Genomic DNA, 22088 nt, shown 5'->3' on the forward strand with positions numbered 1-22088 from the left:
AGGATGCGATGAATTTCAGTCAACTCGACCATCTGCAGCAGGATACCCTGTGCGAGCTGAGTAATATCGGTATGGGGCAAGCTGCTACGGCGCTTTCCCAGATGGTCGGACGGACGATTATGGTGCATGTCCCCAGTGTCACGACCGCCGATATTGCCGAGGTCCCCGATCTGCTCGGCGGCCCCGAACGGCTGGTCGCCGGGGTCATCCTGCGACTTGAAGGCACCGCCTGCGGCAACATGCTGCTGGTCCTGCCCGAGGCCAGTGCCGAACAGTTGCTGCAGGTTTTGCTGGGCCCGGACGGCAGTCTGGAGAGCGAGCTGGGCGTTTCAACCCTGCAGGAAATCGGCAATATCCTGGCCTCATCCTATCTCAATGCGCTGGGAAACATGCTCGGCATGCCCCTCTACCCGTCGATACCGCAGCTGGCCTATGATATGGCTGGTGCCGTGGTCGACCAGGTGCTGGGAGAAATCGGCGCTTCGAGCGATCTGGCCCTGGTGCTGGAAACGGAATTTGCCGGCAACGATGGTCCGGGTGAGCCGATTCGGGGGCATTTTTTTCTCCTTCCGGATGCTGAAACTCTCGAAATTATTCTTGCGGCTGCCGGGGGCGCGGCGTGAATCCGAAACTGCGGGTCGGGATCGCCGAGATCCGCATTGCCGGCGCGCCGGAACGGCTTGTCAGCTACGGTCTCGGTTCCTGCCTGGGAGTGATGCTGTATGCTCCCGAGTTGTGTTGCGGCGGACTGGCTCACACCCTGCTGCCGGAGCCGGGGCAGAAGGGGGCGGGCAACAGGCCGGGCAAGTTCGTCAGGACCGCGATTCCGGCGTTGATCGCGGGGCTGGAGCAGTTCGGCGCAGAGCGTCGGCAGCTGGTGGCGAAGCTCTGCGGTGGTGCCCATATGTTTCAGAATCTGAACGGTCGCATGACCATCGGAGAACGAAATATCCGAGTCGCCAGGATGCTGCTGGAGGAATTGCGGATTCCGCTGCTGGCCGAGGATGTCGGCGGCTGCCAGGGGCGGACCTGCGAGTTCCGCCTGGAGGACGGCAAAGTTTTGGTGCGCCTCGCCCGCGGCCGTGATAAACTCAGGGAACTTTGATTTCGCCCGTTGTCGGCTGGACCACGGTAAAGGAGAAGATTGATGAAAGCTTCGATCCTGTTGCTGGTTTCGTTGTTGCTGCTGCCCCTCGCCGGCACTGCCGACGCCGCGAGTATCGGTCTGCGTGACGTCATCCAGACTCTGGAGCGCCCCTTCCAGGACACCACCCCCGCGGCGGAGAGAATCCAGGATTTTCAGGGTGAATTTTTCCAGGAATCGCGTATCGCCTCACTGGAACAGATGCAGCGCGGCCGGGGGGATGTCGCGGTGCGTTTTGACCGCAGCCGGACCCGCAGGGTGCCGCTGACCATGTTCCGTTGGGAATACCGTCAGCCGACCACCCAGGAGATTGTCTCCGACGGCAAGACCATGTACGTCTATCTGCCGGAGAATCGCCAGGTGATCCAGTCGAATATCGAGTTCTCGAGCCAGGCCGGAGTCGATGACCCGATGACCTTTCTGACCGGTCTCGGCAACCTGTCCCGTGATTTTCGGATCAGTTGGGGGACGCCCAACCGTGATATCGACGGCAATTACATCCTCAAGCTGCGGCCGCGGCGGGTCTCGTCGCTGATCCGCGAGATGCTGCTGGTGGTCGACCGGCGGGCGGTCACCGAGTTTGTCCAGGAGGGCAGGACCGGACGTCGTTTCCCGATTTTGTCTTCGACCGTGACCGATCCCAACGACAATACCACCACCATTGAATTTCGTCAGCTGCAGGTCAACCGCGGCATCTCCGCGGCCCGTTTCCATTTCATTCTCCCGGCGGGGGTGGAGGTGGTGAGGCCGACAGGCAAAGAAATGGGCTTTTAAGTACGAGGGCGGCCGATACGCACCCGTCTGCGGCGTTGCGCTCAGCCTTCAATCCTCGATGTAGCTGCCGCTACACCTGCGGTTTCAGTCTTCGCGCGCCTTGCATGCGGGCACGTCTCGACCGCCTTCAACGGTAGTGCTGGGGGCGGCCGATACGCACCCGCCTGCTGCGTTGCACTCAGCCTTCAATCCTCGACGTAGCTGCCGCTACGCCTGTGGTTTCAGTCTTCGCGCGCCTTGCATCCAGGCACGTCTCGGCCGCCTTGTGACGGTAGTGCTGGGGAGGCGTCTTTAAGGTCCTATCTATCCTTGACGGGGTTTTTTCAGGCTCCCCTGTGTACCCCGTTTGTTTGCCCCCTGCGTAGCTAGGTTCACGTACCATCACTGCCGGGCGTGGCTACGGGAGCGCCGCGGGTTTCGCAAACTGCAAAGCTGGCAAAGGGTAGTGTCCATGCCCGCCGCAGGCGAAAGCTCTTTCTGCTTACTCTTGCGAGCAGGCAAGAGTAAGGCGGAGAGCGGGGCCGCGACCCCGCGGTTTTTACTGCGAGGGCGGCCGATATCCGCACATCTGCTGCGTTATCCTCGGTCTTCAATCCTCGACGTAGCTGCCGCTACGCCTGTGGTTTCAGCCCTCGGGTGCCTTGCATCTGTACGAATCTCGGCCGCCTCGAAGCGGTGGTGTTGGGGGCGGGTGTCTTCCCGCCTTCAATGGTGCCGGAGGGGCTGAAGGTCGTTTCAAAACAGCCCGATAACTCAATCCGCGTCCCGGAGCTTTCATCCGGGGCGTTTTTGTGTTATAAGGCACCGATTCAGGGAGCTTTTTGCTTCCGTAACCGGAGGGATGAACGTGCCGAGTTTCGATATTGTTTCCAAGGTCGACCTGCAGGAGGTCGACAACGCCGTCAACCAGACCCGTAAAGAAATCGCTCAGCGCTACGATTTCAAGGGGACGGTCAACGAAATCGACCTGAACGAGGGTCAGATCACCATCCTTGCCGCCGACGATTACAAGTTGCAGGCGGTCAGCGACATCCTCAAGGGCAAACTGGCTCGCCGCCAGGTTTCGGCCAAGAGCCTCGACTTCGGCAAAAAGGAGCCGGCCTCGGGCGGTGCGGTGCGCCAGCATGTCAGCATCATCCAGGGGGTTTCCAAGGAGAAGGGCAAGGAACTGGTCAAGGCGATCAAGGCCACCAAGCTCAAGGTCCAGGCGCAGATCATGGAGGACCAGGTGCGGGTGAGCGGCAAGAAGATCGACGACCTGCAGGACGTCATCCAGGCTCTGAAGTCGCAGGATTTCGGTCTCGACCTGCAGTTTGTCAACATGCGTTCGTAACCGAACGGGTCAGGAGGCTGCGGCTGGTGGCAAGAGGATTTTCCTCGTGCCTCGTGCTTCGCGCCTCGTGCCTGTTCACCTAAGGTGCACATGACATATAAAGTTTCCCTGGTCAGCCTTGGCTGCCCGAAAAACCTGGTCGATGCCGAAGTGATGCTCGGCCATCTGCCCGCCGAGCGTTTCCAGATCGTGACCGATGAGGCCAAGGCCGACATCATCATCGTCAATACCTGCTCGTTCATCCAGGATGCCAAGGAAGAGTCGATCCAGACCATTCTCGAGGTGGCCGATTACAAGCAGACCGGCAACTGCAGGCTGCTGGCGGTGACCGGTTGTCTGCCGCAGCGTTACCGCGACGAGCTGGCCGCGGAGCTGCCTGAGGTCGATCTGTTCATGGGCACCGGTGACGCGCCGCGGATTGTCGAGCTGCTCGACAGGGCCCTTGGTGACGGGGAGCGGGTCGAGGCTGTCGGCCTGCCGGACTTTCTCTATGACCATGCCACCCCGCGGGTCAAGTCATCCCCGCACTATTCAGCTTACGTCAAGATCGCCGAGGGTTGCGCCAACCACTGCTCCTATTGCGTGATCCCCCGCCTGCGCGGCACCCTGCGTTCACGGGCCGTCCCTTCGGTGGTCGAGGAGGTCCGGCGCCTGGTTTCCCAGGGGGTCAAGGAGATCAACCTGATCGCCCAGGATGTGACCGCCTTCGGCGCCGAGCGCGAGGATGGCGTCCGGTTGGTCGACCTGCTGCGGGAACTGGTCGCCATCGAGGATCTGCAATGGCTGCGGCTGCTCTACGCCTATCCCGACGGCATCGATGACGAACTGCTCGATCTGATCGCCGGCGAAGAGAAAATCTGCAAGTACATCGATATCCCCCTGCAGCACATCGATGACGCCATTCTCGCTCACATGAACCGCCGCATAGACGAGCAGGGAACCCGGGCCCTGATCGAGCGTATCCGGCAGCGGGTTCCCGGGGTGACGCTGCGCACATCGTTCATCGTCGGTTTCCCCGGGGAAACCCAGGAGCAGTTCGACAAGCTGCTGGCCTACGTGCGGGAGGGGCATTTCGAGCGGGTCGGGGTGTTCCGCTATTCACGTGAAGAGGGGACGCCGGCGGCGGCATTGCCGGATCAGGTTCCCGAGCGGACCAAGAAATCGCGCTACAGCAAGCTGATGAAGGCCCAGGCGCGGGTCTCCTTCCGTCGCAACCGGGAGCTGGTCGGCCGGATTGAGCCGGTGCTGATCGAGGGCTACAGCGAGGAAACCGACCTGCTGCTGCAGGGGCGCAGTGTGCGCCAGGCCCCCGATGTCGACGGCATGGTCTATATCACCGACGGCCAGGCCAATGTCGGCGATATCGTCCCGTTGCGCATAACCGACTCCTCCGAATACGATCTGATCGGTGAAATCGTCGACGCTGAGTGACAGCATCCTGTTGCGTGTTCCGACCTTGTTGAGGTCGGGCTGCGTTCTTCTTTGCCTCCTGCTGTTCCTGCTGCCGGCGGCCTGCCGGCAAAGCGACCCGCCGCCCCTGCAGCGGACCGAACTGCTGATGGGCACGGTGGTGGAAATCACCCTGCTGCAGTCGGGTCCGAAGGCCGAGGCGGCGCTGCGCGATGCTTTTGCCGAAATGCGCCGCATCGAACAGCTGATGTCGCCGCAGCTGCCGACCAGCGATCTGGCACGCCTCGCCGCCGTTCCGCGGGGGGCCGAAGTCAGCGCCGAGACTCTGGCGTTGCTGCGTCGTTCCATCGAACTGAACCATCTCAGCGGCGGTGCCTTTGATCCCACCCTGGGGCGCGTCAAGCGGCTCTGGGACATCGAGGGGGACAAGCCGCACGTTGCCACGGCTGCCGAGCTGCGCAAGGCCCTGCGGCAGTGCGGTGTCGACAAGCTGCGGATCGAGGGGAACCGGGTGATCAAGCTGGCGCCGAAGCTGGAGATCGATTTCGGCGGTATCGCCAAGGGTTACGCGGTCGATCGGGCCGGGGCGGTGCTGCGCCGGGCCGGTATCCGCCATGCCTCGATCAATGCCGGTGGCGACCTGCTGCTGATCGGTGATCGCCGGGGGCGACCCTGGCGGATCGGCGTCCAGGACCCGCGGAAACCGGGTGCGGTGCTGGCGGTGATTGCCGCGGCCGACGAAGCGGTGGTCACCTCGGGGGACTATGAGCGATTCTTCGAGGTTGACGGGGTGCGCTACCATCACCTGTTTGATCCGGCGACCGGGCGACCGTCACGGCGCAGCCGCAGCGTGACGGTGGTGGCGTCCGATGCCGCCACCGCCGACGCCCTGGCCACGGCCGCCTTTATTCTTGGTCCCGAGGCCGGCAGTCGCCTGTTGCGGCAACAGGGTGTCGAGGGCATCCTCATTGGCGCGGACGGCACCCCGCTGGTGACGCCGGGGCTGAAGGACCGGGTGACATGGCGCTGAAGGCGCTCTGGCGGCGGATGACACCGCTTGACCGGATGCTGTTGTGCGGTCTGCTCGGGTTTGCGCTGCTGCTCTGCGTGCTGGTTTTCCGGCTGCCGGGCGGCAGCCGGCTGGTGGTGGAGCGGGACGACCGCATCATCTACCGCGCGCCCCTGGACCGGGACCGGCGGATGCGGCTCGCCGGGCCGCTGGGAGAGACCCTGGCGGTGATCGAAAACGGGACCGTGCGGGTGCTTGCATCCCCCTGTCGCCACAAGGTCTGTATCGGTATGGGAAGGATCAGCCGCAGCGGCGAGTGGCTGGCCTGCGTGCCCAACCATCTGCTGCTGCGCATCGAGGGCGGCAGGTCGTCGGCGGAGGATGGCTATGACCTCATCAGTCGTTGATCCGCGGGAACTGGCCCGTTGCCGGCGGCAGATTTTCCTTTCTCTCTTCATCGCCCTGGCGGTCGCGCTCAACACCCTGGAGTTCATGCTGCCGTCGCCGGCCCCCTGGTTCCGGCTCGGTTTCGCCAATATCCTCACCCTGGTCGCGCTCTACCTGTTCGGCGGCCGTGCCGCCTGGACGGTTGCCCTGGCCCGGATCCTGGTGGGAGCGCTGCTGCTCGGCCGGTTGTTCTCGCCGGGATTCTTTCTCTCTTTCGGTGGCGGGATCCTGGCGACGGCGATGATGACCGGGGCGCGTCGCCTGGCCGGAGAACGGCTCGGGCCGATCGGCGCCTCCCTGCTCGGCGCCGCCGGGCACGCGACCGGTCAGCTGCTGGTCGCCTGGCTGCTGCTGGTGCGTCATGCCGGGCTCTGGACGCTCTACCCGCCGCTGCTGCTGTTTGCTCTCGGCGCGGGTTTGCTGAACGGCATTGTCGCCGATGTGCTGCTCGGCACGCTGCGGCGTCACCCGGCGTTTGCGCGCGGAACGACGGATCAGGTCGGCGGGGACGTCTCGCCGTCCGGGGAATGATCTGCTATGATGCTGAAGACCGTCTGATCAACCCGAACCGTCCGTTGGGATTTTGCTGATGAAACGTCTTGCCTCTTTGCTGTTGCTGCTGCTGAGTGCCTGCGCGCCCTCCGGGCCGGCGCCGGAGCGCACCGGTACGTCGTTGCCGCCGCCCGAACTGACTCAACAGTTGCGGACCCTGCCCGGGGCGATAGTCAGTGACGGATCGTTGCCGACCATCAGTTATCCGGAGCAGAGCCTGTTCGCACCGGCGGCGGTGATGCCGCAGGTCGGCAGCGAGGCGCTGCTCGATCCGCTGGTCGAGATGCTGCGCAGCCGCAATGACCGGCATTGGCAGGCGACGGTGAGGGCGGTCAGCGCCTACGGGGGGGAGTATGACCAGCGCCTGGCCGCAGGCCGGGCGCGGTTGCTGGAGCGTTATTTCATCGCCCGCGGACTGGCGCCGGGACAGGTGACTTTCACCGCTGTCGGCGAGGCGGGAACTCCCTTTGAACTGCGCCTGCTGCCGGTTCAGTCGCCGAGTCCGGCCAGCTCTTCCGGCGAGAAGGAGTAGGTTTTCCGGCAATATTCGCAGGTGATGGTGGTCGGCTCGTCCCGGGCGGCCAGTTCCCGCCGGTCCTCTTCCGGCAGCCCCCGCAGCATGGTGGTCACCCGCGGCAGGCTGCAGTTGCAGCGGAAACGCAGTTCGCAGCGGCCGAGGGTGTGATAGGGGATATCCCGCAGCGCCTGGTCGAGAACCTGTTCCGGGGTTCGGCCGGACTGCAGCAGCGCGGTGATCGGCGGCAGGGCGTTCAGGGTTTGTTCCAGTTTTTCCAGGGTCGCGTCCGGACAGCCGGGCAGGGCCTGGATGAGAAAGCCGCCGGCGGCCTCGACCCGGCCTTCGGCATCAAGCAGCACGCCGACCGCGACTGCCGAGGGAACCTGCTCGGAGCTGGTCAGGTAGAAGGCGATATCCTCACCGACCTCGCTGGTCTGCAACTGCACCATGCTGCGATAGGGTTCCTTGAGGCCGAGATCCTTGATCACGTGCAGGAATCCGGCCTTGCCGATGGCCCGGGCCACGGCTGAACTGCCATCCTCCGGGGGAGGGCCGGAAAGCGGATTGGCGATCGAGGCGCGCAGGCTGCCGTCGGCATCGGTCTCGGCGTGCAGTTTGCGCAGCGGACCGTTTCCCTCCATCATCAGCGCCAGTCGTTCCCGGTTCTTGAGCAGGGCGCCCATCAGGGCGGTGCCGGTGGCCAGGCGGCCGAGGGCGATGGTGGCGACCGGGTCGGTCTGCTGCAGGACGCGGATCTCCTCGATGATGCCGGTGGTTTCAGCGGCCATGCCGCGCAGGGTGCCGTCATCACTGAGAATTCGTATCAGCTGGTTTTTTTCGGGCATGGTCGAAGGTCCTTTGGTGAATTGGACCCCGATTAAAGCATAAATTCGCGAGGATGAAAATGGATCGGAGTGGTTTGCAACTGTGAACGACTGGACTCAATTCCTTCCCTGGCTGGCGCCGCCGCTGCTCGGGGCGCTGATCGGCTACGTCACCAACTATGTCGCCATCCGCATGCTCTTCCGCCCCCTGCGTCCCTGGCGGGTGTTCGGTCTGCGGGTGCCGCTGACGCCGGGGATTATCCCCGCCAAGCGGGCGGAACTGGCGGTCCGTATGGGCGAAACGGTCGGCAGTCACCTGTTGACCGCCGATGATGTCGGCGCGGTCCTCGGGCGCGATTCCTTCCGCCGTGAACTGCGCGGCGCGGTGGCGGAGAAGCTCGGTTCCTTTCTCGATCGTGAACTCGGTCCGTTGGAGAGCCTGGTGCCGGAGGAATTTCGCGGCCGCTTCCGCGAACTGATCGATCTGCTGCGCTGGAAACTGCTCAACCTGATTTTCGCCTACCTGAAGTCGGAAGACTGCCGCCGGCGGCTGGAAGTCTATCTGCGGGACAGGGGGGAGGAACTGCTCGCCCGCGATCTGCAGAGCTGTCTCTCCGAAGATGGTTACCGGACGCTCTGTGAACAGCTGCGGCAGCGGATCGACCAGCTGCTGCGCGATCCGGGGATTGAACAGGCCCTGGGACGTTTTGTTGAAGAACGCCTTGACCGGCTCTTCAGCAGCGAGCAGAGCCTGGCGGAACTGCTGCCGGAGGACCTGGTCGAGCTGCTGCTGCAGCAGCTGGAAAAGGAAGTGCCGGGACTGCTGGAAAAATTCGGCGGTCTGCTCTACGATCCCGACTTCCGGCAACGGCTGGTGAAGAAGGCCTGTGAAGGGATCGATACCTTTCTCGACTCGCTGCAGGGTCTGGCCGGGCTGCTCTCCGGCTTCATCAACCTCGATAAGATTTACGACAGGCTGCCCGAATTTCTCGATCGGACCGGGGATGAAATCGCCCGCTGGCTGAAGGAGGAGAAGACCCAGCAACAGGTGGCGCAAATGCTGCGTGAGCGGGTCGCGGCGATGCTGCAGCGGCCGGTGGCGAGCTATCTGGAAAACCTGCCCTACGAGAAGGTCGCCGGGGTGCGGCGCTTCGCTCGTGAACAGGCGATCGGGATGCTGCACAGTCCGAAGACCGCGGCCGCGCTCGGGCGCCTGGCCGAGAACGGTCTCGACCGGATCAAGGATCGCCCCTTCGGCGAGCTGCTGGAGCAGAACCTGCCCGCGGGTCTGCTCGATGACTGGCGGCGTGATCTGCCGCAGCGGCTGCTGAAGTGGCTCAGGTCTCCGGCGGTGCATCGGGCCATGGATGAAATCCTTCGTCGGCAGAGTGAAGAGCTGCTGCTGCAGCGACCGCTGGGCAGACTCTCGGCCCGGGTGCCGGGGGACGTGCGGGAAGAGTTGATCGACGGACTCTGCCGGCAGCTCGGTGAACTGCTGCAGCGCGAGGTGCCGCCGCTGGTCGAGACGCTCAATATCTCCCGCATGGTCGAGGAGAAGGTCAACCGGCTCGATATCCTGCAGGTCGAGGGTCTGCTGCTGTCGATCATGCAGGAGCAGTTCAAGTACATCAACCTGTTCGGCGGGCTGCTCGGGTTCCTGATCGGGCTGGCCAACCTGCTGCTGTTGCAACTCCGATAAAAAAGGACAAATAGGAATGGGGGCCGCCAAGGGTTCCAGAAAAACCTTTAACGGAGAGGCGCAGAGAGGCGGAGACGCAGAGAAACCAGAATCAGTCAGACAAAATTGCTCTCCATCTCTGCTCCTCTTCACCTCTGCGTTAAAAGGCCTTTGAGTTTCTTGGCGGAATACTTTTGAGTTTCAGTTTCAGTCGGAGGGATTTGTGATGCCGGATACAAAACAGGATGGCCGCCCGGTTCTGGTGCTGGTCGGGCTGGCCGCTTTTATCGTCGTCATTGCCGGGATGCGGGAGGCAAGCGCGCTGGTGATCCCCTTTCTGCTGGCGATCTTCGTCGCCGTTGTCTGCGCGCCGCCGGTTTTCTGGCTGCAGCGGCACAAGATCCCGACGCCGCTGGCGGTGCTGCTGGTGGTGCTGCTGATCTGGCTGGTCGGCGGCAGTCTGGCGGCCCTGTTCGGTTCTTCACTGAACAGCTTCACCAATGAACTTCCCGTCTACCAGCAGAGTCTGCAAGGGGAATTCGCCAACCTGCTCACCTGGCTGGAGGGACATGGCATCCGGACCCCGACAGCCTCCCTGCGTGAACAGATCGACCCCGGCGCGGCGATGCGCCTGGCCAGTCGGATGCTGACCAGTTTCGGCGGTATCCTGACCAACACCTTCCTGATCATGGTGACGGTTATTTTTATCCTGCTTGAAGCGGCGAGTTTTACCGGCAAGGTCCGGCGGGCTTTTGGAAATGCCGACAAGACCCTGGACGCCTTTTCCAAGTTCGCCGTCGGCCTGAACAAGTACATGGCGATCAAGTCGCTGCTCAGCCTGCTGACCGGCATCGCGGTCTGGATCCTCCTGTCGGTCGTCGGCGTCGATTTCCCGCTTCTCTGGGGGCTGCTGGCCTTCATGCTCAACTACATTCCGACCATCGGTTCGATCATTGCCGCGGTGCCGGCGGTGCTGCTGGCGCTGGTGCAGTTCGGCGGCAGCAAGGCGCTGGTAGTGGCGATCGGCTACCTGTTTTTCAATGCCTCCATCGGCAGCATCCTGGAGCCGAAACTGATGGGTCGCGGGGTCGGGTTGTCGACCCTGGTCGTCTTTCTCTCCCTGGTTTTCTGGGGCTGGGTCTTCGGTCCGATCGGCATGCTGCTCTCGGTGCCATTGACCATGACGCTGAAAATAGCCCTTGAAAGCGGGGAGCAGACGCGGTGGATGGCCGTACTCCTCGGCCCTGAGTAGCTGCGAGGGCGGCCGATACGCACGCATCTGCTGCGTTGCTCGCACCTTCAGTCGCTGCGGAGTAGCTGCCGCTACACCTCACTCCTTCAGTTGCGAGACGCCTTGCATCTGCACACGTCTCGACCGCCTTGTGACGTTCGTGTTGGGGTGTTTTGACTGGTTTTGGTGTCCCTTCCCGTGTTGTCGCCGCCGGAGAGAGGTGGATGTTTCGGGAAAAAGCCGGACGAATGTCTGAGGCGCAGCCGAGTTTTCGTCCCGGCCCCGAAACGTCTGCCGAACGGAGGGGACCCGCGCCAGCGGGCAAGACATTCGGGTGCCCTTCTTTTGCTTCCTTTTCTTGGGCAAGCAAGAAAAGGAAGGCGCTGGCGGGCGCTCACGCCTTTAGTGCGAGGGCGGCGATACGCGCGTATCTGCTACGTTGCTCACGCCTTCAGTCGCTGCGGAGTAGCTGCCGCTACACCTCACTGGTACGAGGGCGGCTGAAATGCCGTCATCTGCTGCGTTACACTCAGTCTTCAATCCTCGACGTAGCTGCCGCTACACCTCTCTCCCTCGATCGTGGGAAGCCTCATGCTTGACTAATCCCCAGACAGGGTTAGCTTTTTATTGTCGGGAAGGGCCAACACCTGTCGCCCGGGCAGGGCGATGGTGGTTTCCCGGGATGGGAAAGAATGAGGCTACTATTCTGCACCCTCGTCATGCTGCTGGTCATGGGGTGGCCGGCCCGGCTTCCCGCCGGGGCCGTCTCCTCCGTCACCGGCGAACCCACGCCACTGACCAAACTGGAGCCGCACTACCGGGCGAGTGTTTTGCGCGGCTGGCAATCTTTCCAGACCAGCTTTGCCGTGGACGGGGTCGCCTGTGTCGATTGTCACCTGCGTCTTGAGTCCCTGGGACGGTGGGCTGCCGCCTATCCCAAGGTTGAGGTCTTTGACGGCAGTTCCTACCGGGTCAAGAGTCTGCGACAGGTGGTGCTGGAAGCGCTGGAGCGCCACACCGATCTGCCCCGGGCGAGGCGGATCGGGCTGGTGGAGGACCTGGTGGCGTTCCTGTCCTGGTGGGGCGAAGGACGGGTCATGCAGCCGGGTCGCTCCCGTCTGTTACCGCCGCCGGCCGCGGATCTCGCCCTGTTGCGGGTGGCCGTGCGGCGGGGGGAAGACTTCGTCCGGGAACACTGGATTGACGGTTGCGGGGCCTGTCACCGGCTGGGGGACGGGCGGGACCCGACCCGCGCCCCGCTCGATCGGGCTGCCAGCCGGTTTCCCCGGTTTGTCCCGGCTGCCGGAGGGGTCGTCTCGCTTGAGACCTTCCTGGCCGGGCATCTACGGCACTCGGGCAATGAAGAGTGGTCGCCCGAGTGCGAGACGGTGATTTCGCTGTCGGCTTACCTGGCCAGTCTCGCCGAGGCTACGACCTATCTTCCCGGTCATCCCGGGGACCGATCCCTGGAGCAGGCGGATGAGTGAGTTTTTTTTCCGCGCCATGCTGCCGGTCATGATCCTGTTGCTGCAGGTCTGTCCGGCCGGGAGGGCCACGGCGGCCGAGACGCGCATCAATGGTCGCGTCAGTTCTGGAACCGGGGGGCCGCTGCAGGGGGTGGTGGCAATTGAAACCGGCCGCCTCTACAGCAAAAGCTATCGCTACGGGGGCAGGATTGATGAACAGGGGCGTTTTTCGGTGCGGGTCCCCCGGGGGGGCGATTATGCCGTGCATATCTATGCGACCGGCTATGTTTATCATCCCATCGGCTTGAAAATCGAGGATGGCCGGACCAACCGGTTCTCTTTCACCGTGCCGCCCAATCCGGCGATCGCGGAAGCCCCGGTCATCTCCAGGGTGCTCTTCGAGACCCGGGATGGCGATCCGGGGCAGCGACGGATCCGTCTGGAGGTCAATGATCCCAACGGCAACCTCTCCCACCAGGTGCTGGGGATCAACACGGCCACCGAGGAGGCCTTCATCTTCGAACCTTCCGGGTTTGTCTTCCCCTGGGCCAGGAACTATCCCAACGGAACTTATACCCTCTCCTACGACACCGGCGGTCGCCCGTTTAAGCCCGCGGAATGGCTGTTCGTGGCCGCCGACAACCGCTGCTACAGCTCGGCGGTGCTGCGGTCTCCGTTCAACCTGGAAGAGGGGGTGGTTCCCGCACAGGTCGAGGGCGCGGCGCGGCCCGAAGCGGTTCCGCAATTGGCGCAGGAGCGCAAGCCGACAGTGGCGTTCGGTCGTCGGGTTTTTGCCGATAACTGTGCCGTCTGCCATTATCCGGACAAGACCGCAACCAAGGTTGGGCCGGGATTGAAGGGATTGTTCAGGCGGGAGCTGACGCCGGTCGAAAAGATTCCGGTCACCGAGGGCAACATTCGGCGCCGGATCGAGAATGGTGGTGAAAACATGCCTCCCTATGCCCACATCAGGGAATCCGCACGCAGCGCACTGCTGCTGTATCTGAAAACACTTTAAAAGGTTGCGAGGGCGGCCGATACGCACGCATCTGCTGCGTTGCTCACGTGCCTCGTCATTCCGACGTAGCTACCGCTACGCCTCATTCCTCGGCGCGTGAGGCGCCTTGCATCTACGCACGTCTCCGCCGCCTTGTGACGTTAGTGTTGGGGGTGTTTTGACTGGTTTTGGTGCCCCCTCCCGTGTTGTCGCAGCCGGAGAGAGGTGGACGTTTCGGGAAAAAGCCGGACGAATGTCTGAGGCGCAGCCGAGTTTTCGTCCCGGCCCCGAAACGTCTGCCGAACGGAGGGCACCCGCGCCAGCGGGCAAGACATTCGGGTGCCCTTCTTTTGCTTCCTTTTCTTGGGCGAGCAAGAAAAGGAAGGCGCTGGCGGGCGCTCCCGCCTTTAGTGCGAGGGCGGCCGATACGCGCGCATCTGCTGCGTTGCTCCCATCCTCGGTCGCTGCGACGTAGCTGCCGCTACGCCTCATTCCTCGGCGCGTGAGACGCCTTGCATCTACACACGTCTCGATCGCCTCGGACCTTTCCTGTTGGTTCGGGGTGGTTTCATTCTTTTTGACTATTGTTTTTTCCGCGTTGTCGGTTTCGATCAATCGGCGTTCGCCGCCGGGCGGGTGCGCTGCCGGGCCAGCATCTGCCGGCCGACCCAGTACTTGGAGAACTGGTAGGCGGTGCGGCCGCAGCGCTTGCTCTTTTCGTGCGACCAGGCGATGGCGGCGTTTTCGGTTTCGGCGGTCCAGGCGATGTCGACCTGGTGGCGGGCGGCCTGCAGGGCGATGCACTGGCGCACCACGGTCAGGTAGTGATCCTGGGAGAAGGCGTGGAAGGCGACCCAGAGGCCGAAGCGGTCGGAGAGGGAGATCTTCTCCTCGACGCCTTCGCCGTGGTGAATCTCGTTGTTGACCATCTTGGCGCCGAGGTTGTCGGTTTCATATTCCGGCAACAGGTGCCGGCGGTTGGAGGTGACATAGATCAGCACGTTGTCCGGGGCCGCATAGACGGAACCGTCAAGGGCGCTCTTGAGCATCTTGTAGGTCTTCTCACCCGGTTCGAAGGAGAGGTCGTCGCAGAAGATGATGAACCGGTAGGGGAGGTCGCGAATCTGCTGGAAGATGTCCGGCAGGCTCAGCAGGTCGTCCTTGTCGATCTGGATGATGCGCAGCCCCTGGTCGGCGTAGGCGTTGAGGATGGCGCGGATCAGCGATGACTTGCCGGTGCCGCGGGTGCCCCAGAGCAGGATGTTGTTGGCCGGCATGCCGGCGAGAAACTGCTGGGTGTTCTCCTCGACGATACGTTTTTCCGTTTCGATGCCGAGCAGATGGTCGAGCTGGATCGGATCGAGGTCGTCACGCGCTTCAAGGTAGCCGGCCAGGGAATGACGGCGCCAGTTGGCGGCGTAGGTTCTCTGCCAGTCGATCGGCGGCACCGGTTTCGGCAGAATTTGTTCGACGGCGCTGAGGACGCGCTGCAGTTGTTCTTTCAGGTCCTGATCCATGGTCTTGCTCCTTGAGGCGAAATTCATCAATACGCCATTTTATCGCCGCTGCCGGGCGGAAACCAAGAAAATTATCCCCTTGCGTTGCGCCGGCCGGTCAGGGGCGGTTAAATCCCCCGTGTCGCGGCGCTTTCTTGTCAGCTGATTGACAGCCCGTTTCCGTCGGCGAGCGCCGGTGGCGGCAAAGTGGTTGATTCTGCATCCAGTTGTCGTCTGGCGTGGAATTTGCTCCCTTTCTCGTCCCGATGACCCCGGAGGCGTAACGTGAAACGAAAAAAAGTTCTGCTGGTCGATGATGTCAGGCTGTTCCTGGAGATGGCGAAGAGCTTTCTCAGCCGGGAAAACCTGCAACTGACGGTCTCCGCCAACGGTTGTGAGGCCCTCAAGGTGATGCGCGCGGTGCGCCCGGACCTGGTGATCATGGACCTGCACATGCCGGAGATGGATGGTGCCGCCGCCTGCCGGGAGATCAAGACCGACCCGCTGCTCGGCAATGTGCCGGTGGTCCTGCTGGCCGGACGGGGCCGGGCCGACGAGGAACAGCGCTGCCGGGCGGCCGGTTGCGACGCCCTGCTGCACAAGCCGTTTCGGCGGAATGATCTGCTGGCGGTGGCGCGCCGCTTTCTGGCCATCACCGACCGCGTCACGCCGCGGGTCGAAACCCGGATGCTGGTGCGCTATGGACCGGGCAAGACCCGCCGGCTGCATGACTACACCCTCAACCTGAGTGTCGGCGGGCTGTTCCTGGAGACGGAACAGGTGCTGCCGGTCGCATCACCGCTCAGCCTGGAGTTCCTGGTGCCGGGCGCCGCCGAACCGGTGGTCTGCCAGGGACAGGTGGCCTGGGTCAACGCCGCCGGCAGTCGCATCAAGAGAAACCTGCCCGCCGGTCTGGGGGTGCAGTTTTCAGACCTGAGCAGCGGGGACCAGAATCAGCTGCGTGAGTTCATCCGCCGCGAGTGCGGGGCGTGAGGGGGGGGGCTGTGGTGACGGGTTGGTCACCTGGAGGCCTTTTCATGTCACATTGCATTGTAAAAACACCATGATTCCGGACAAATGGAAGATTGACAGTCTCTGAGATTTTTTCTACTCTGACAAACAGCTTTCTACGCTAACCGAGGTATCCAGGGAGGGGGATATCCACGCACCATCCGGACCGATCCGCCAACCGGCGTCTCCTTTCCTTTGTTTTCCGATAGTTACACCTGTTGTTGTAGGTTTATTTGTAGGACATTCCCAAGATCGATTCGGGATGATTGAGACCATAAAAGGGGGAGATGAAGTCAAATCAGCCAATAAACTAGTAGCTCGTTCTGAAAATAACGTTCAATCATGCGTCAACTACAACCATTTCGTCCATTTTGTATTTCCATCGAAAAATAACGGGCTCCTGATTGAACTCTTCGATTCCACGATAAATGCGCTCGACTAGCTCTTCCTTGGATTGAACGCGAATATGCCGTAATAGCGAGCGAGCTATCTTGCTGAAAAAGACCTCGATCAGGTTGAGCCATGACCCGTGCTTAGGGGTGAAGACAAATTCAAAACGTTCCGGCTTTGACCGCAGATGGGCTTGAGTCTCCTTGGAAAGATGGGAAGAGTGATTGTCCAGTACCAGCCGAATCTTCCAGTTCTTCGGATAGCTTCCATCCAAAAGATCAAGAAATTCGATGAACTCCCTACTGCGGTGCCGATCTCTGACCAAGGGGATAACCTGTCCGTTATGCAGGTCTATGCCGGCAAGAAGAGATACGGTTCCCAAACGTTTGTATTCATAATCTCTGGCCCTCGTAGCGTACCTCTCCGGAACCGGCATGAGTTCGGCAGCGATATTCTTAATGGCCTGAATGCCGGGTTTTTCATCATAGGAGACTGTGACGCTGGTGCGTTCATCTTTAGAGGCATTGAGTATTTCGACTTCCTTATAGACACACAGCACATTGGCCATTTTAGCATCGAAATCTGGATCCTTGCGTTCCAGATAGTAGCTGATTTTGTGGGGCTTAATGTTGCTCTTGGACAAAATGTCATGCAACCGGCCCTTGCCAATTTTGGCCAGACAGGGATAGCCCTGCTCTTGGCAATGTTTCCGAAGGTGCTTGATTAGTAGACTATAAGTCCACGTTTCGTGAGCATAATCCAAATCGGTTGGTTTCTGGCAGGCAACCGATAGAACCCAGGCCTTAGCGTCATCAGTAATAAGAGTAGGATGACCTGGACGCGGCAAATCTTTAAGTGCTGGCAAAGGACCGAAGCTCAATGCCTTATCAATACAGCGTTCGATTAAAGGGCGGGTCGCACCCATTTCGCGGACAATGTCGGCAATCCTCATGCCGCCGCTGTAGTGTAGAAGAATTTTGGCGCGCCGGACAGCTGCCGCTGCTTCAGTCCGACTATTGCTAATGCGTGAAAGCTCTTCTCGATCTTCGGATGAAAGACTCAGCGCAGCTCGTTTGGCCATAACTACCTCCCTCGTAATGGACACTATTACGGGAAGGATAACATGAATCTGTCAAAATTATACGTTATTTACAGAACGAACTACTAGAACTCCCAACAAATCGCGCTGAGGAGACGACTATCGCCTGGACATGCCATACCTGACAGGCGGGTTATGGAAAGAAAAATATCAACAAGGCTCGGGGATTGCTCTTGTGGGAGGGTTTTTCTACGGGCTCGTTATAAGCCTAAATAGATATGACTGAAGAAATTAAAGAACCGTGGAAACATGACACAAATAATAAATACTCAGAAGTAGTGAAAACTATTATGGGGCTTTCTACTGCCTCGTTATTGTTGCCTGTTTTCATGGCAAGAGAGTTTCTCGGTATAGAAACAAAAAAACCACTAGTTGATGTTCTTGGTTGTTCTGTCTACTGGGCTTGGGGATTATTGGCTTTATCTATTTTGGCAAGTATTTTCTTCTTATATTTGTCTGCAAAATGGATAAGAATTGCTTGGGGTAAGGAAGCTGGTATTTTTTGGTCAAAAAACACCAGTGAATCAACAGTCGAAAGACTAATGGAAATCAGCTTTTGGTCCTGTGTTTTGTTGTTTGGCATTGGCTTGTTTTTAACAATTATGTTTTTTGTTAACTATGCAAACGGCTTATAACTAAATCAAGCGGATGGAAAATACATGTGTGCTTGGACAGGTCACACCTGACAGGCGGTTCACGGGAAAAAATTCAACCAGGCTCGGGGATTGCTCTTGTGGGAGGGTTTTTCTACAGACTCGTTGTTTGACAGAAATAAAATGGAGGGAAAATGAAAGTTAACAATATCTTCGTGGCGGTTTGTTTGGTTTTAAGCCTTTCTGGCTGCAAATACGTTCAATCAAATATTGTAGTTTTTCACGACCTTCACCTTGACAAACAACAAATGAAATACAGCTTCCTTCCTCTGGCTGGACAAAAGGGAAATCTTGAATATAAATCTTATAAAAAGATCGTAGCTGATAAATTAGCTGCATATGGTTTTGTAGAAGACCAAGAAAACCCCGAATACTTTATTGCCTTTGCATACGGAATCGATAACGGAAAAGAAGAAATTAGTTCTGTTCCAATTTTTGGCCAAACAGGAGTTTCGTCTTCAACGACCTACGGCAGCATAAATACATATGGTAGCTATGGTTCATATTCTGGGACAACCACTTATCAGCCAACCTACGGAGTTGTCGGTTCCGCACCAGTTTCAAGTACCGTATATACCAGAAAGCTAGAACTGAGCATTATTGATATACAAAATTCAAAACCAGATGAACCATCGGTCGTATATCAAGCAGATGTTGTAAGTTCTGGCTCCTCATCACAGATTGCCGCGGTCATGCCATATATGCTTGAAGCGTTGTTCAAAAAATTCCCAGATGAATCTGGAAAAACTCGCCGCGAAACTATACCTATGAAATAAGCCACACAACGAGAAAATGATGCGGAGCGAAAATGAAAACCTATGGTGTCGGGATTGCAAGATGGCAAGTTTGCCATAAGCGCCTGTAATCCACCATGGCTTGCCCTTATAATCCTATCCGCCCCATAACGATGACAGCGGGGCCGCCCAGAGACGGTCACCAAGGGGCAGGGTTTCGGTGCCATCATACAGGATGACCCCCAGGCGAAACTGTTTTCCGGCAACATTGGCCAGACGTTTCAGTCCACGCAGATCCCGACCCTGGACGGTAGCGGCGGCTTTCACTTCTACTCCGATCAGTTCTCCCATGGCATTCTCGATAACGAAATCCACCTCGTATTGATCGTGGTCCCGGTAATACAGCAGGCGATATGTGCTGTTCGCGGTCATGGAGTGTTTCAGCAGTTCGCTGAAAACAAAAGTTTCCAGAACGGTGCCGAAACAAGCACGGTCCTGGTGGATTCGTCCGGGAGTTATGTCCGCCAGTGCAGCCAGCAGGCCGGAATCGAGGAACTGCACTTTGGGCGTTTTGACCATGCGTTTCAGACGGTTATGTGCCCAGGGTTCGATCCGGCGAAGCAGGAACAGTTGTTCCAGGGTCCCAAGATAGCGGGCGGCCGTCTTGTGATCCAGTCCCACCTGTCCGGCCACCTGGGAATAATTGCATAGTTGTCCGGAAACCTGGGCCAATGCCTGCACAAACTTGGGAAGCAGGTCCAGCTTGTCGATATCCGCCACCTCCCGCACGTCGCGCTGGATAATGGCATCGATATATTGGCGGTGCCATGCCACTCGGCGGCGCGGTGTGGCGCGGGAAATCGCTTCCGGATAGCCTCCCTGAAGGACAATTTGATCCAGCTTCTCGCCCAGAAAAACCTGTTTTACGTCTGGAATCCGTCCCTCATAGGCACGCTCGATCCAGTTTGTGCTGCCGCCGTGAATTTCATTTTGCGACAATGGCAACAGGGTCAGGGTCTCCATGCGGCCAGCAAGCGAATCGGCAACGGTCGGCAAGGTCATCAGATTGGTCGAACCCGTCAGCAGAAAGCGACCGGGGCGTCGGTCTTCGTCAACCGCTTTTTTTATGGCGAGCAGCAATTGCGGGGCGCGTTGGATTTCATCGATGATCGCGCGGTCCAAGTTTCTGACAAGACCTGTTGGATCTTCCTGTGCGGCCAGCAAGGTCAGCTGGTCATCCAGCGTCAGGTAGCGCATCTCCCTTGAAGCCAGTTGCCGCACCAGTGTCGTTTTTCCCGCCTGACGCGGTCCGGCTACCAGAACCACCGGGGTATCTGCCAATGCGTCGTCAATTTGTTTTTCAAGAAGGCGAGGGTAGAGAGACTTTGTTTGAATCATAGCCGGAATTTTAGCGTGCGATTGGGATTATGTCAACCGGCATTCGGGAGTACATGTTCGTGTGATTAGGATTTATGTGTCGTGTATTTGGGATTTGCCAGAGCGCAATGTCTTAAAATTTCGGGGACATAATACCATTTAATTGACAACCGAAATGCTAAATTGGCTTCACAGGCAAGCGGGGTATAACCAGCTAATGTCAACCGGACAAAAAATACAGGTGTGCTTCCCGGATAGGTCTCTACTGAATTGTTCCGGCACATCGGCGCCGGTTATCGCGAACCGTTGAGGCTGTAGAAAAACCCTAAAACATGCTATATTGGTGGCGATTTTAGTGAAAATTTCCAGGAGGGGAGCAATGCCACGCTTCAAAGAATACGATCAGGGCCAAAAGAACATCCAGGGAAGGTCATGATCGAGGGCCAAAGGCCAAGGGGGCCAGGCCGAATACAAATGTCACCTGAAAAATCTTCAGTGCCGAGGGCCCGACGTTCTCGGAGAGGGTTTTTCTACAGACTCGTTATGTGTAAAACAAAACAGAGGTTACAAATATGTTTATGATTGAGTTTAAAGATATCGGCTGGTGGTACTGGCTGGTAACGGCAAGTCTACTTACATTTGGTGTATCCGGAGAGCCAATCGGCTTTATGCTTGCTATCGGTCTTACTGTATTTCAGTTAATTCACTTTGTGATTCGTGAACGTAGCATCAAGGCATTTCCAATACAAGTCCGGTTTTGTTATCTAATTCTGCTTATTATCGCATTACCAGAACCGCTTCAATTGATATATTGGGTACCCACCATTGGAACGTGGGCACAGATAATTTTTGGTTACTGCACTATGGCGCGCTGTGTTTCTTTACTACCATGGAATCGCAGTGAGCAATTCTCACTTAGTTTACTAAAGAAAACGTTTTTCTCCCGCCCTGTTCGGGGGAGTGTACAACAAGGCTTTGCCACTATTAAGTAGTCTTTGACAAGCGACTGATCTTCGAGAACCGTCGGCTTCTGGCTTGGGATTCTCCACGCAGCCAATTCCGGGGACATAATACCATTTAATTAGCCAATTCCGGGGACATAATACCATTTAATTAGCCAATTCCGGGGACATAATACCATTTAATTAGCCAATTCCGGGGACATAATACCATTTAATTGACAACCACCCACCAATCCATCTAATTTGCCGACATGGCCCGTTTTGCCCGACTCGTCGTTCCCGAATATCCTCATCACATCACCCAGCGCGGAGTGCGCTCGATCGATATCTTCGATCATGACGACGACCGCCTGGCCTATCTCGATTTCATGCGTGAAGAGGCGCAACGGTTCGGCGTCACTTTTCTGGCCTGGTGCCTGATGAGCAACCATGTCCACCTGATCGCCGTGCCCTCCCGTGCCGATTCCCTGGCCCGAGCCATTGGTGAAGCCCATCGTCGCTACACCCGGATGAAGAACTTCGCGGCCGGGGTGCGCGGCTATCTTTTTCAGGGGCGTTTCGGCTCCTGTGTCCTTGACCAGCAGCATCTGCTTGCCGCCGGTCGCTACATCGAAAACAATCCGGTCAAAGCCGGAATCACGGCCCGGGCAACCGATTACCCCTGGTCAAGCGCGCGTTATCAATGCGGATTGACCGAGACCGATCCTCTGCTGCGGAAACGGACCCTGGCGCAGATGGTCGGCGACTGGTCGCTTTTCCTGCAAGATGAAGATTCCCGTCTTGAGGCCGACCTGTTGCAGAAGACCCGTACCGGGCGCCCGGCCGGCAGCAAAGAGTTCATTGCCACCCTGGAAAAGCAGGTGAAGAGGAAGCTGCTGCCGCAAAAGCCGGGAAGACCGCGCAGGAAAAAGGGAAAATAGGCATTATGTCCCCGGATTCATGACCGTCTGGTCGCGGGAGTTTTTTCTCGATGTGGTCAGGTGG

The 22088-nt window shown here is 59.1% G+C and carries 22 protein-coding genes; 18 read left to right on the forward strand and 4 right to left on the reverse strand.

Annotated elements, in window-relative coordinates:
- Positions 1-8 precede the first annotated feature (8 nt).
- The 9 genes from C2E25_RS00825 to C2E25_RS00865 all read left to right on the forward strand — a co-directional run bounded on the left by C2E25_RS00825 (position 9) and on the right by C2E25_RS00865 (position 7201).
- A complete protein-coding gene (locus tag C2E25_RS00825; RefSeq protein ID WP_103113919.1) occupies positions 9-623 on the forward strand; it encodes a chemotaxis protein CheC in 615 nt (204 codons plus the stop codon).
- Positions 620-1105 carry a chemotaxis protein CheD gene (locus C2E25_RS00830; RefSeq protein WP_103113920.1) on the forward strand — a complete coding sequence of 162 codons (486 nt, stop codon included), beginning with the start codon at positions 620-622 and terminating at the stop codon, positions 1103-1105. Before C2E25_RS00825 ends, C2E25_RS00830 begins: the two co-directional genes overlap by 4 nt.
- Before the next feature lie 42 nt (positions 1106-1147).
- Complete coding sequence (locus tag C2E25_RS00835; protein WP_103113921.1) at positions 1148-1918, forward strand: LolA family protein; 771 nt, start codon at positions 1148-1150, stop codon at positions 1916-1918.
- A gap of 847 nt (positions 1919-2765) precedes the next feature.
- A complete protein-coding gene (locus C2E25_RS00840; RefSeq protein ID WP_103113958.1) occupies positions 2766-3251 on the forward strand; it encodes a YajQ family cyclic di-GMP-binding protein in 486 nt (161 codons plus the stop codon).
- 90 nt (positions 3252-3341) lie between these two features.
- On the forward strand, positions 3342-4682 hold the full coding sequence (rimO, locus tag C2E25_RS00845; RefSeq protein ID WP_103113922.1) for a 30S ribosomal protein S12 methylthiotransferase RimO: 1341 nt from the start codon (positions 3342-3344) through the stop codon (positions 4680-4682).
- Positions 4660-5691 carry an FAD:protein FMN transferase gene (locus tag C2E25_RS00850; RefSeq protein ID WP_103113923.1) on the forward strand — a complete coding sequence of 344 codons (1032 nt, stop codon included), beginning with the start codon at positions 4660-4662 and terminating at the stop codon, positions 5689-5691. The genes rimO and C2E25_RS00850 overlap by 23 nt, the downstream gene beginning before the upstream one ends.
- Positions 5682-6077, forward strand: a complete 396-nt coding sequence (locus tag C2E25_RS00855; protein WP_103113924.1) for a NusG domain II-containing protein — start codon at positions 5682-5684, stop codon at positions 6075-6077. The genes C2E25_RS00850 and C2E25_RS00855 overlap by 10 nt, the downstream gene beginning before the upstream one ends.
- Positions 6058-6648 (forward strand): Gx transporter family protein, encoded by a 591-nt coding sequence (locus C2E25_RS00860; RefSeq protein WP_103113925.1) that lies wholly within the window; start codon positions 6058-6060, stop codon positions 6646-6648. The genes C2E25_RS00855 and C2E25_RS00860 overlap by 20 nt, the downstream gene beginning before the upstream one ends.
- Before the next feature lie 58 nt (positions 6649-6706).
- On the forward strand, positions 6707-7201 hold the full coding sequence (locus C2E25_RS00865) for a hypothetical protein (protein ID WP_103113926.1): 495 nt from the start codon (positions 6707-6709) through the stop codon (positions 7199-7201).
- Here the strand turns inward: C2E25_RS00865 and hslO are convergent.
- Complete coding sequence (gene hslO, locus C2E25_RS00870; RefSeq protein ID WP_103113927.1) at positions 7159-8031, reverse strand: Hsp33 family molecular chaperone HslO; 873 nt, start codon at positions 8029-8031, stop codon at positions 7159-7161. The two genes, C2E25_RS00865 and hslO, sit on opposite strands and share 43 nt — an antisense overlap.
- A gap of 82 nt (positions 8032-8113) precedes the next feature.
- Here hslO and C2E25_RS00875 point away from each other — a divergent pair, with 82 nt between their 5' ends.
- The 4 genes from C2E25_RS00875 to C2E25_RS00890 all read left to right on the forward strand — a co-directional run bounded on the left by C2E25_RS00875 (position 8114) and on the right by C2E25_RS00890 (position 13403).
- The gene (locus C2E25_RS00875) at positions 8114-9709 is read left to right on the forward strand and encodes a DUF445 family protein (protein ID WP_103113928.1); all 1596 of its coding nucleotides are present in this window, start codon (positions 8114-8116) and stop codon (positions 9707-9709) included.
- A gap of 205 nt (positions 9710-9914) precedes the next feature.
- Positions 9915-10940 carry an AI-2E family transporter gene (locus C2E25_RS00880; protein WP_103113929.1) on the forward strand — a complete coding sequence of 342 codons (1026 nt, stop codon included), beginning with the start codon at positions 9915-9917 and terminating at the stop codon, positions 10938-10940.
- A gap of 671 nt (positions 10941-11611) precedes the next feature.
- Positions 11612-12406 carry a hypothetical protein gene (locus tag C2E25_RS00885; protein ID WP_146032872.1) on the forward strand — a complete coding sequence of 265 codons (795 nt, stop codon included), beginning with the start codon at positions 11612-11614 and terminating at the stop codon, positions 12404-12406.
- Positions 12399-13403: a c-type cytochrome gene (locus C2E25_RS00890; protein ID WP_103113931.1), complete on the forward strand. Its 1005-nt coding sequence runs from the start codon at positions 12399-12401 to the stop codon at positions 13401-13403. The genes C2E25_RS00885 and C2E25_RS00890 overlap by 8 nt, the downstream gene beginning before the upstream one ends.
- A 590-nt stretch (positions 13404-13993) precedes the next feature.
- On the opposite strand, the gene C2E25_RS00895 is transcribed toward C2E25_RS00890, so the two are convergent.
- Entirely contained in the window at positions 13994-14899 is a 906-nt protein-coding gene (locus C2E25_RS00895) for an ATP-binding protein (RefSeq protein WP_103113932.1), read from the reverse strand.
- 264 nt (positions 14900-15163) lie between these two features.
- Between C2E25_RS00895 and C2E25_RS00900 the strand changes: the two genes are divergently transcribed.
- Positions 15164-15871: a response regulator gene (locus C2E25_RS00900; RefSeq protein ID WP_103113933.1), complete on the forward strand. Its 708-nt coding sequence runs from the start codon at positions 15164-15166 to the stop codon at positions 15869-15871.
- Positions 15872-16229: 358 nt separating this feature from the next.
- Here the strand turns inward: C2E25_RS00900 and C2E25_RS00905 are convergent, their stop codons facing one another.
- A complete protein-coding gene (locus C2E25_RS00905) occupies positions 16230-17360 on the reverse strand; it encodes an IS630 family transposase (RefSeq protein ID WP_103113934.1) in 1131 nt (376 codons plus the stop codon).
- 236 nt (positions 17361-17596) lie between these two features.
- Here C2E25_RS00905 and C2E25_RS17230 point away from each other — a divergent pair, with 236 nt between their 5' ends.
- Entirely contained in the window at positions 17597-18013 is a 417-nt protein-coding gene (locus C2E25_RS17230; protein ID WP_146032873.1) for a hypothetical protein, read from the forward strand.
- A 152-nt stretch (positions 18014-18165) separates the two neighbouring features.
- Positions 18166-18807: a DUF4136 domain-containing protein gene (locus tag C2E25_RS00910; protein WP_199177339.1), complete on the forward strand. Its 642-nt coding sequence runs from the start codon at positions 18166-18168 to the stop codon at positions 18805-18807.
- A gap of 114 nt (positions 18808-18921) precedes the next feature.
- Here C2E25_RS00910 and C2E25_RS00915 read toward each other — a convergent pair whose 3' ends face one another.
- On the reverse strand, positions 18922-20163 hold the full coding sequence (locus tag C2E25_RS00915; protein ID WP_103113935.1) for an ATP-binding protein: 1242 nt from the start codon (positions 20161-20163) through the stop codon (positions 18922-18924).
- Between the two features lie 551 nt (positions 20164-20714).
- Between C2E25_RS00915 and C2E25_RS00920 the strand changes: the two genes are divergently transcribed.
- Together C2E25_RS00920 and C2E25_RS00925 are read left to right on the forward strand one after the other, a co-directional pair.
- On the forward strand, positions 20715-21134 hold the full coding sequence (locus tag C2E25_RS00920; protein ID WP_103113936.1) for a hypothetical protein: 420 nt from the start codon (positions 20715-20717) through the stop codon (positions 21132-21134).
- A gap of 221 nt (positions 21135-21355) precedes the next feature.
- Positions 21356-22024, forward strand: coding sequence for a transposase (locus C2E25_RS00925; RefSeq protein ID WP_103113937.1), 669 nt, complete (start codon positions 21356-21358; stop codon positions 22022-22024).
- Positions 22025-22088: the final 64 nt, after the last annotated feature.

The sequence above is a fragment of the Geothermobacter hydrogeniphilus genome, assembly GCF_002898515.1.
In the GTDB taxonomy this organism is placed as follows: Bacteria; Desulfobacterota; Desulfuromonadia; order Desulfuromonadales; family Geothermobacteraceae; genus Geothermobacter_A.

Excerpts from the sequence above, each read along its gene's own strand:
- C2E25_RS00825 (WP_103113919.1), top strand. The coding sequence starts at position 9 with ATGAATTTCAGTCAACTCGACCATCTGCAGCAGGATACCCTGTGCGAG.
- C2E25_RS00835 (WP_103113921.1), top strand. The coding sequence starts at position 1,148 with ATGAAAGCTTCGATCCTGTTGCTGGTTTCGTTGTTGCTGCTGCCCCTC.
- rimO (WP_103113922.1), top strand. The coding sequence starts at position 3,342 with ATGACATATAAAGTTTCCCTGGTCAGCCTTGGCTGCCCGAAAAACCTG.
- C2E25_RS00855 (WP_103113924.1), top strand. The coding sequence starts at position 5,682 with ATGGCGCTGAAGGCGCTCTGGCGGCGGATGACACCGCTTGACCGGATG.
- C2E25_RS00860 (WP_103113925.1), top strand. The coding sequence starts at position 6,058 with ATGACCTCATCAGTCGTTGATCCGCGGGAACTGGCCCGTTGCCGGCGG.
- C2E25_RS00865 (WP_103113926.1), top strand. The coding sequence starts at position 6,707 with ATGAAACGTCTTGCCTCTTTGCTGTTGCTGCTGCTGAGTGCCTGCGCG.
- hslO (WP_103113927.1), bottom strand. The coding sequence starts at position 8,031 with ATGCCCGAAAAAAACCAGCTGATACGAATTCTCAGTGATGACGGCACC.
- C2E25_RS00880 (WP_103113929.1), top strand. The coding sequence starts at position 9,915 with ATGCCGGATACAAAACAGGATGGCCGCCCGGTTCTGGTGCTGGTCGGG.
- C2E25_RS00885 (WP_146032872.1), top strand. The coding sequence starts at position 11,612 with ATGAGGCTACTATTCTGCACCCTCGTCATGCTGCTGGTCATGGGGTGG.
- C2E25_RS00890 (WP_103113931.1), top strand. The coding sequence starts at position 12,399 with ATGAGTGAGTTTTTTTTCCGCGCCATGCTGCCGGTCATGATCCTGTTG.
- C2E25_RS00895 (WP_103113932.1), bottom strand. The coding sequence starts at position 14,899 with ATGGATCAGGACCTGAAAGAACAACTGCAGCGCGTCCTCAGCGCCGTC.
- C2E25_RS00905 (WP_103113934.1), bottom strand. The coding sequence starts at position 17,360 with ATGGCCAAACGAGCTGCGCTGAGTCTTTCATCCGAAGATCGAGAAGAG.
- C2E25_RS17230 (WP_146032873.1), top strand. The coding sequence starts at position 17,597 with ATGACTGAAGAAATTAAAGAACCGTGGAAACATGACACAAATAATAAA.
- C2E25_RS00910 (WP_199177339.1), top strand. The coding sequence starts at position 18,166 with ATGAAAGTTAACAATATCTTCGTGGCGGTTTGTTTGGTTTTAAGCCTT.
- C2E25_RS00915 (WP_103113935.1), bottom strand. The coding sequence starts at position 20,163 with ATGATTCAAACAAAGTCTCTCTACCCTCGCCTTCTTGAAAAACAAATT.
- C2E25_RS00920 (WP_103113936.1), top strand. The coding sequence starts at position 20,715 with ATGTTTATGATTGAGTTTAAAGATATCGGCTGGTGGTACTGGCTGGTA.
- C2E25_RS00925 (WP_103113937.1), top strand. The coding sequence starts at position 21,356 with ATGGCCCGTTTTGCCCGACTCGTCGTTCCCGAATATCCTCATCACATC.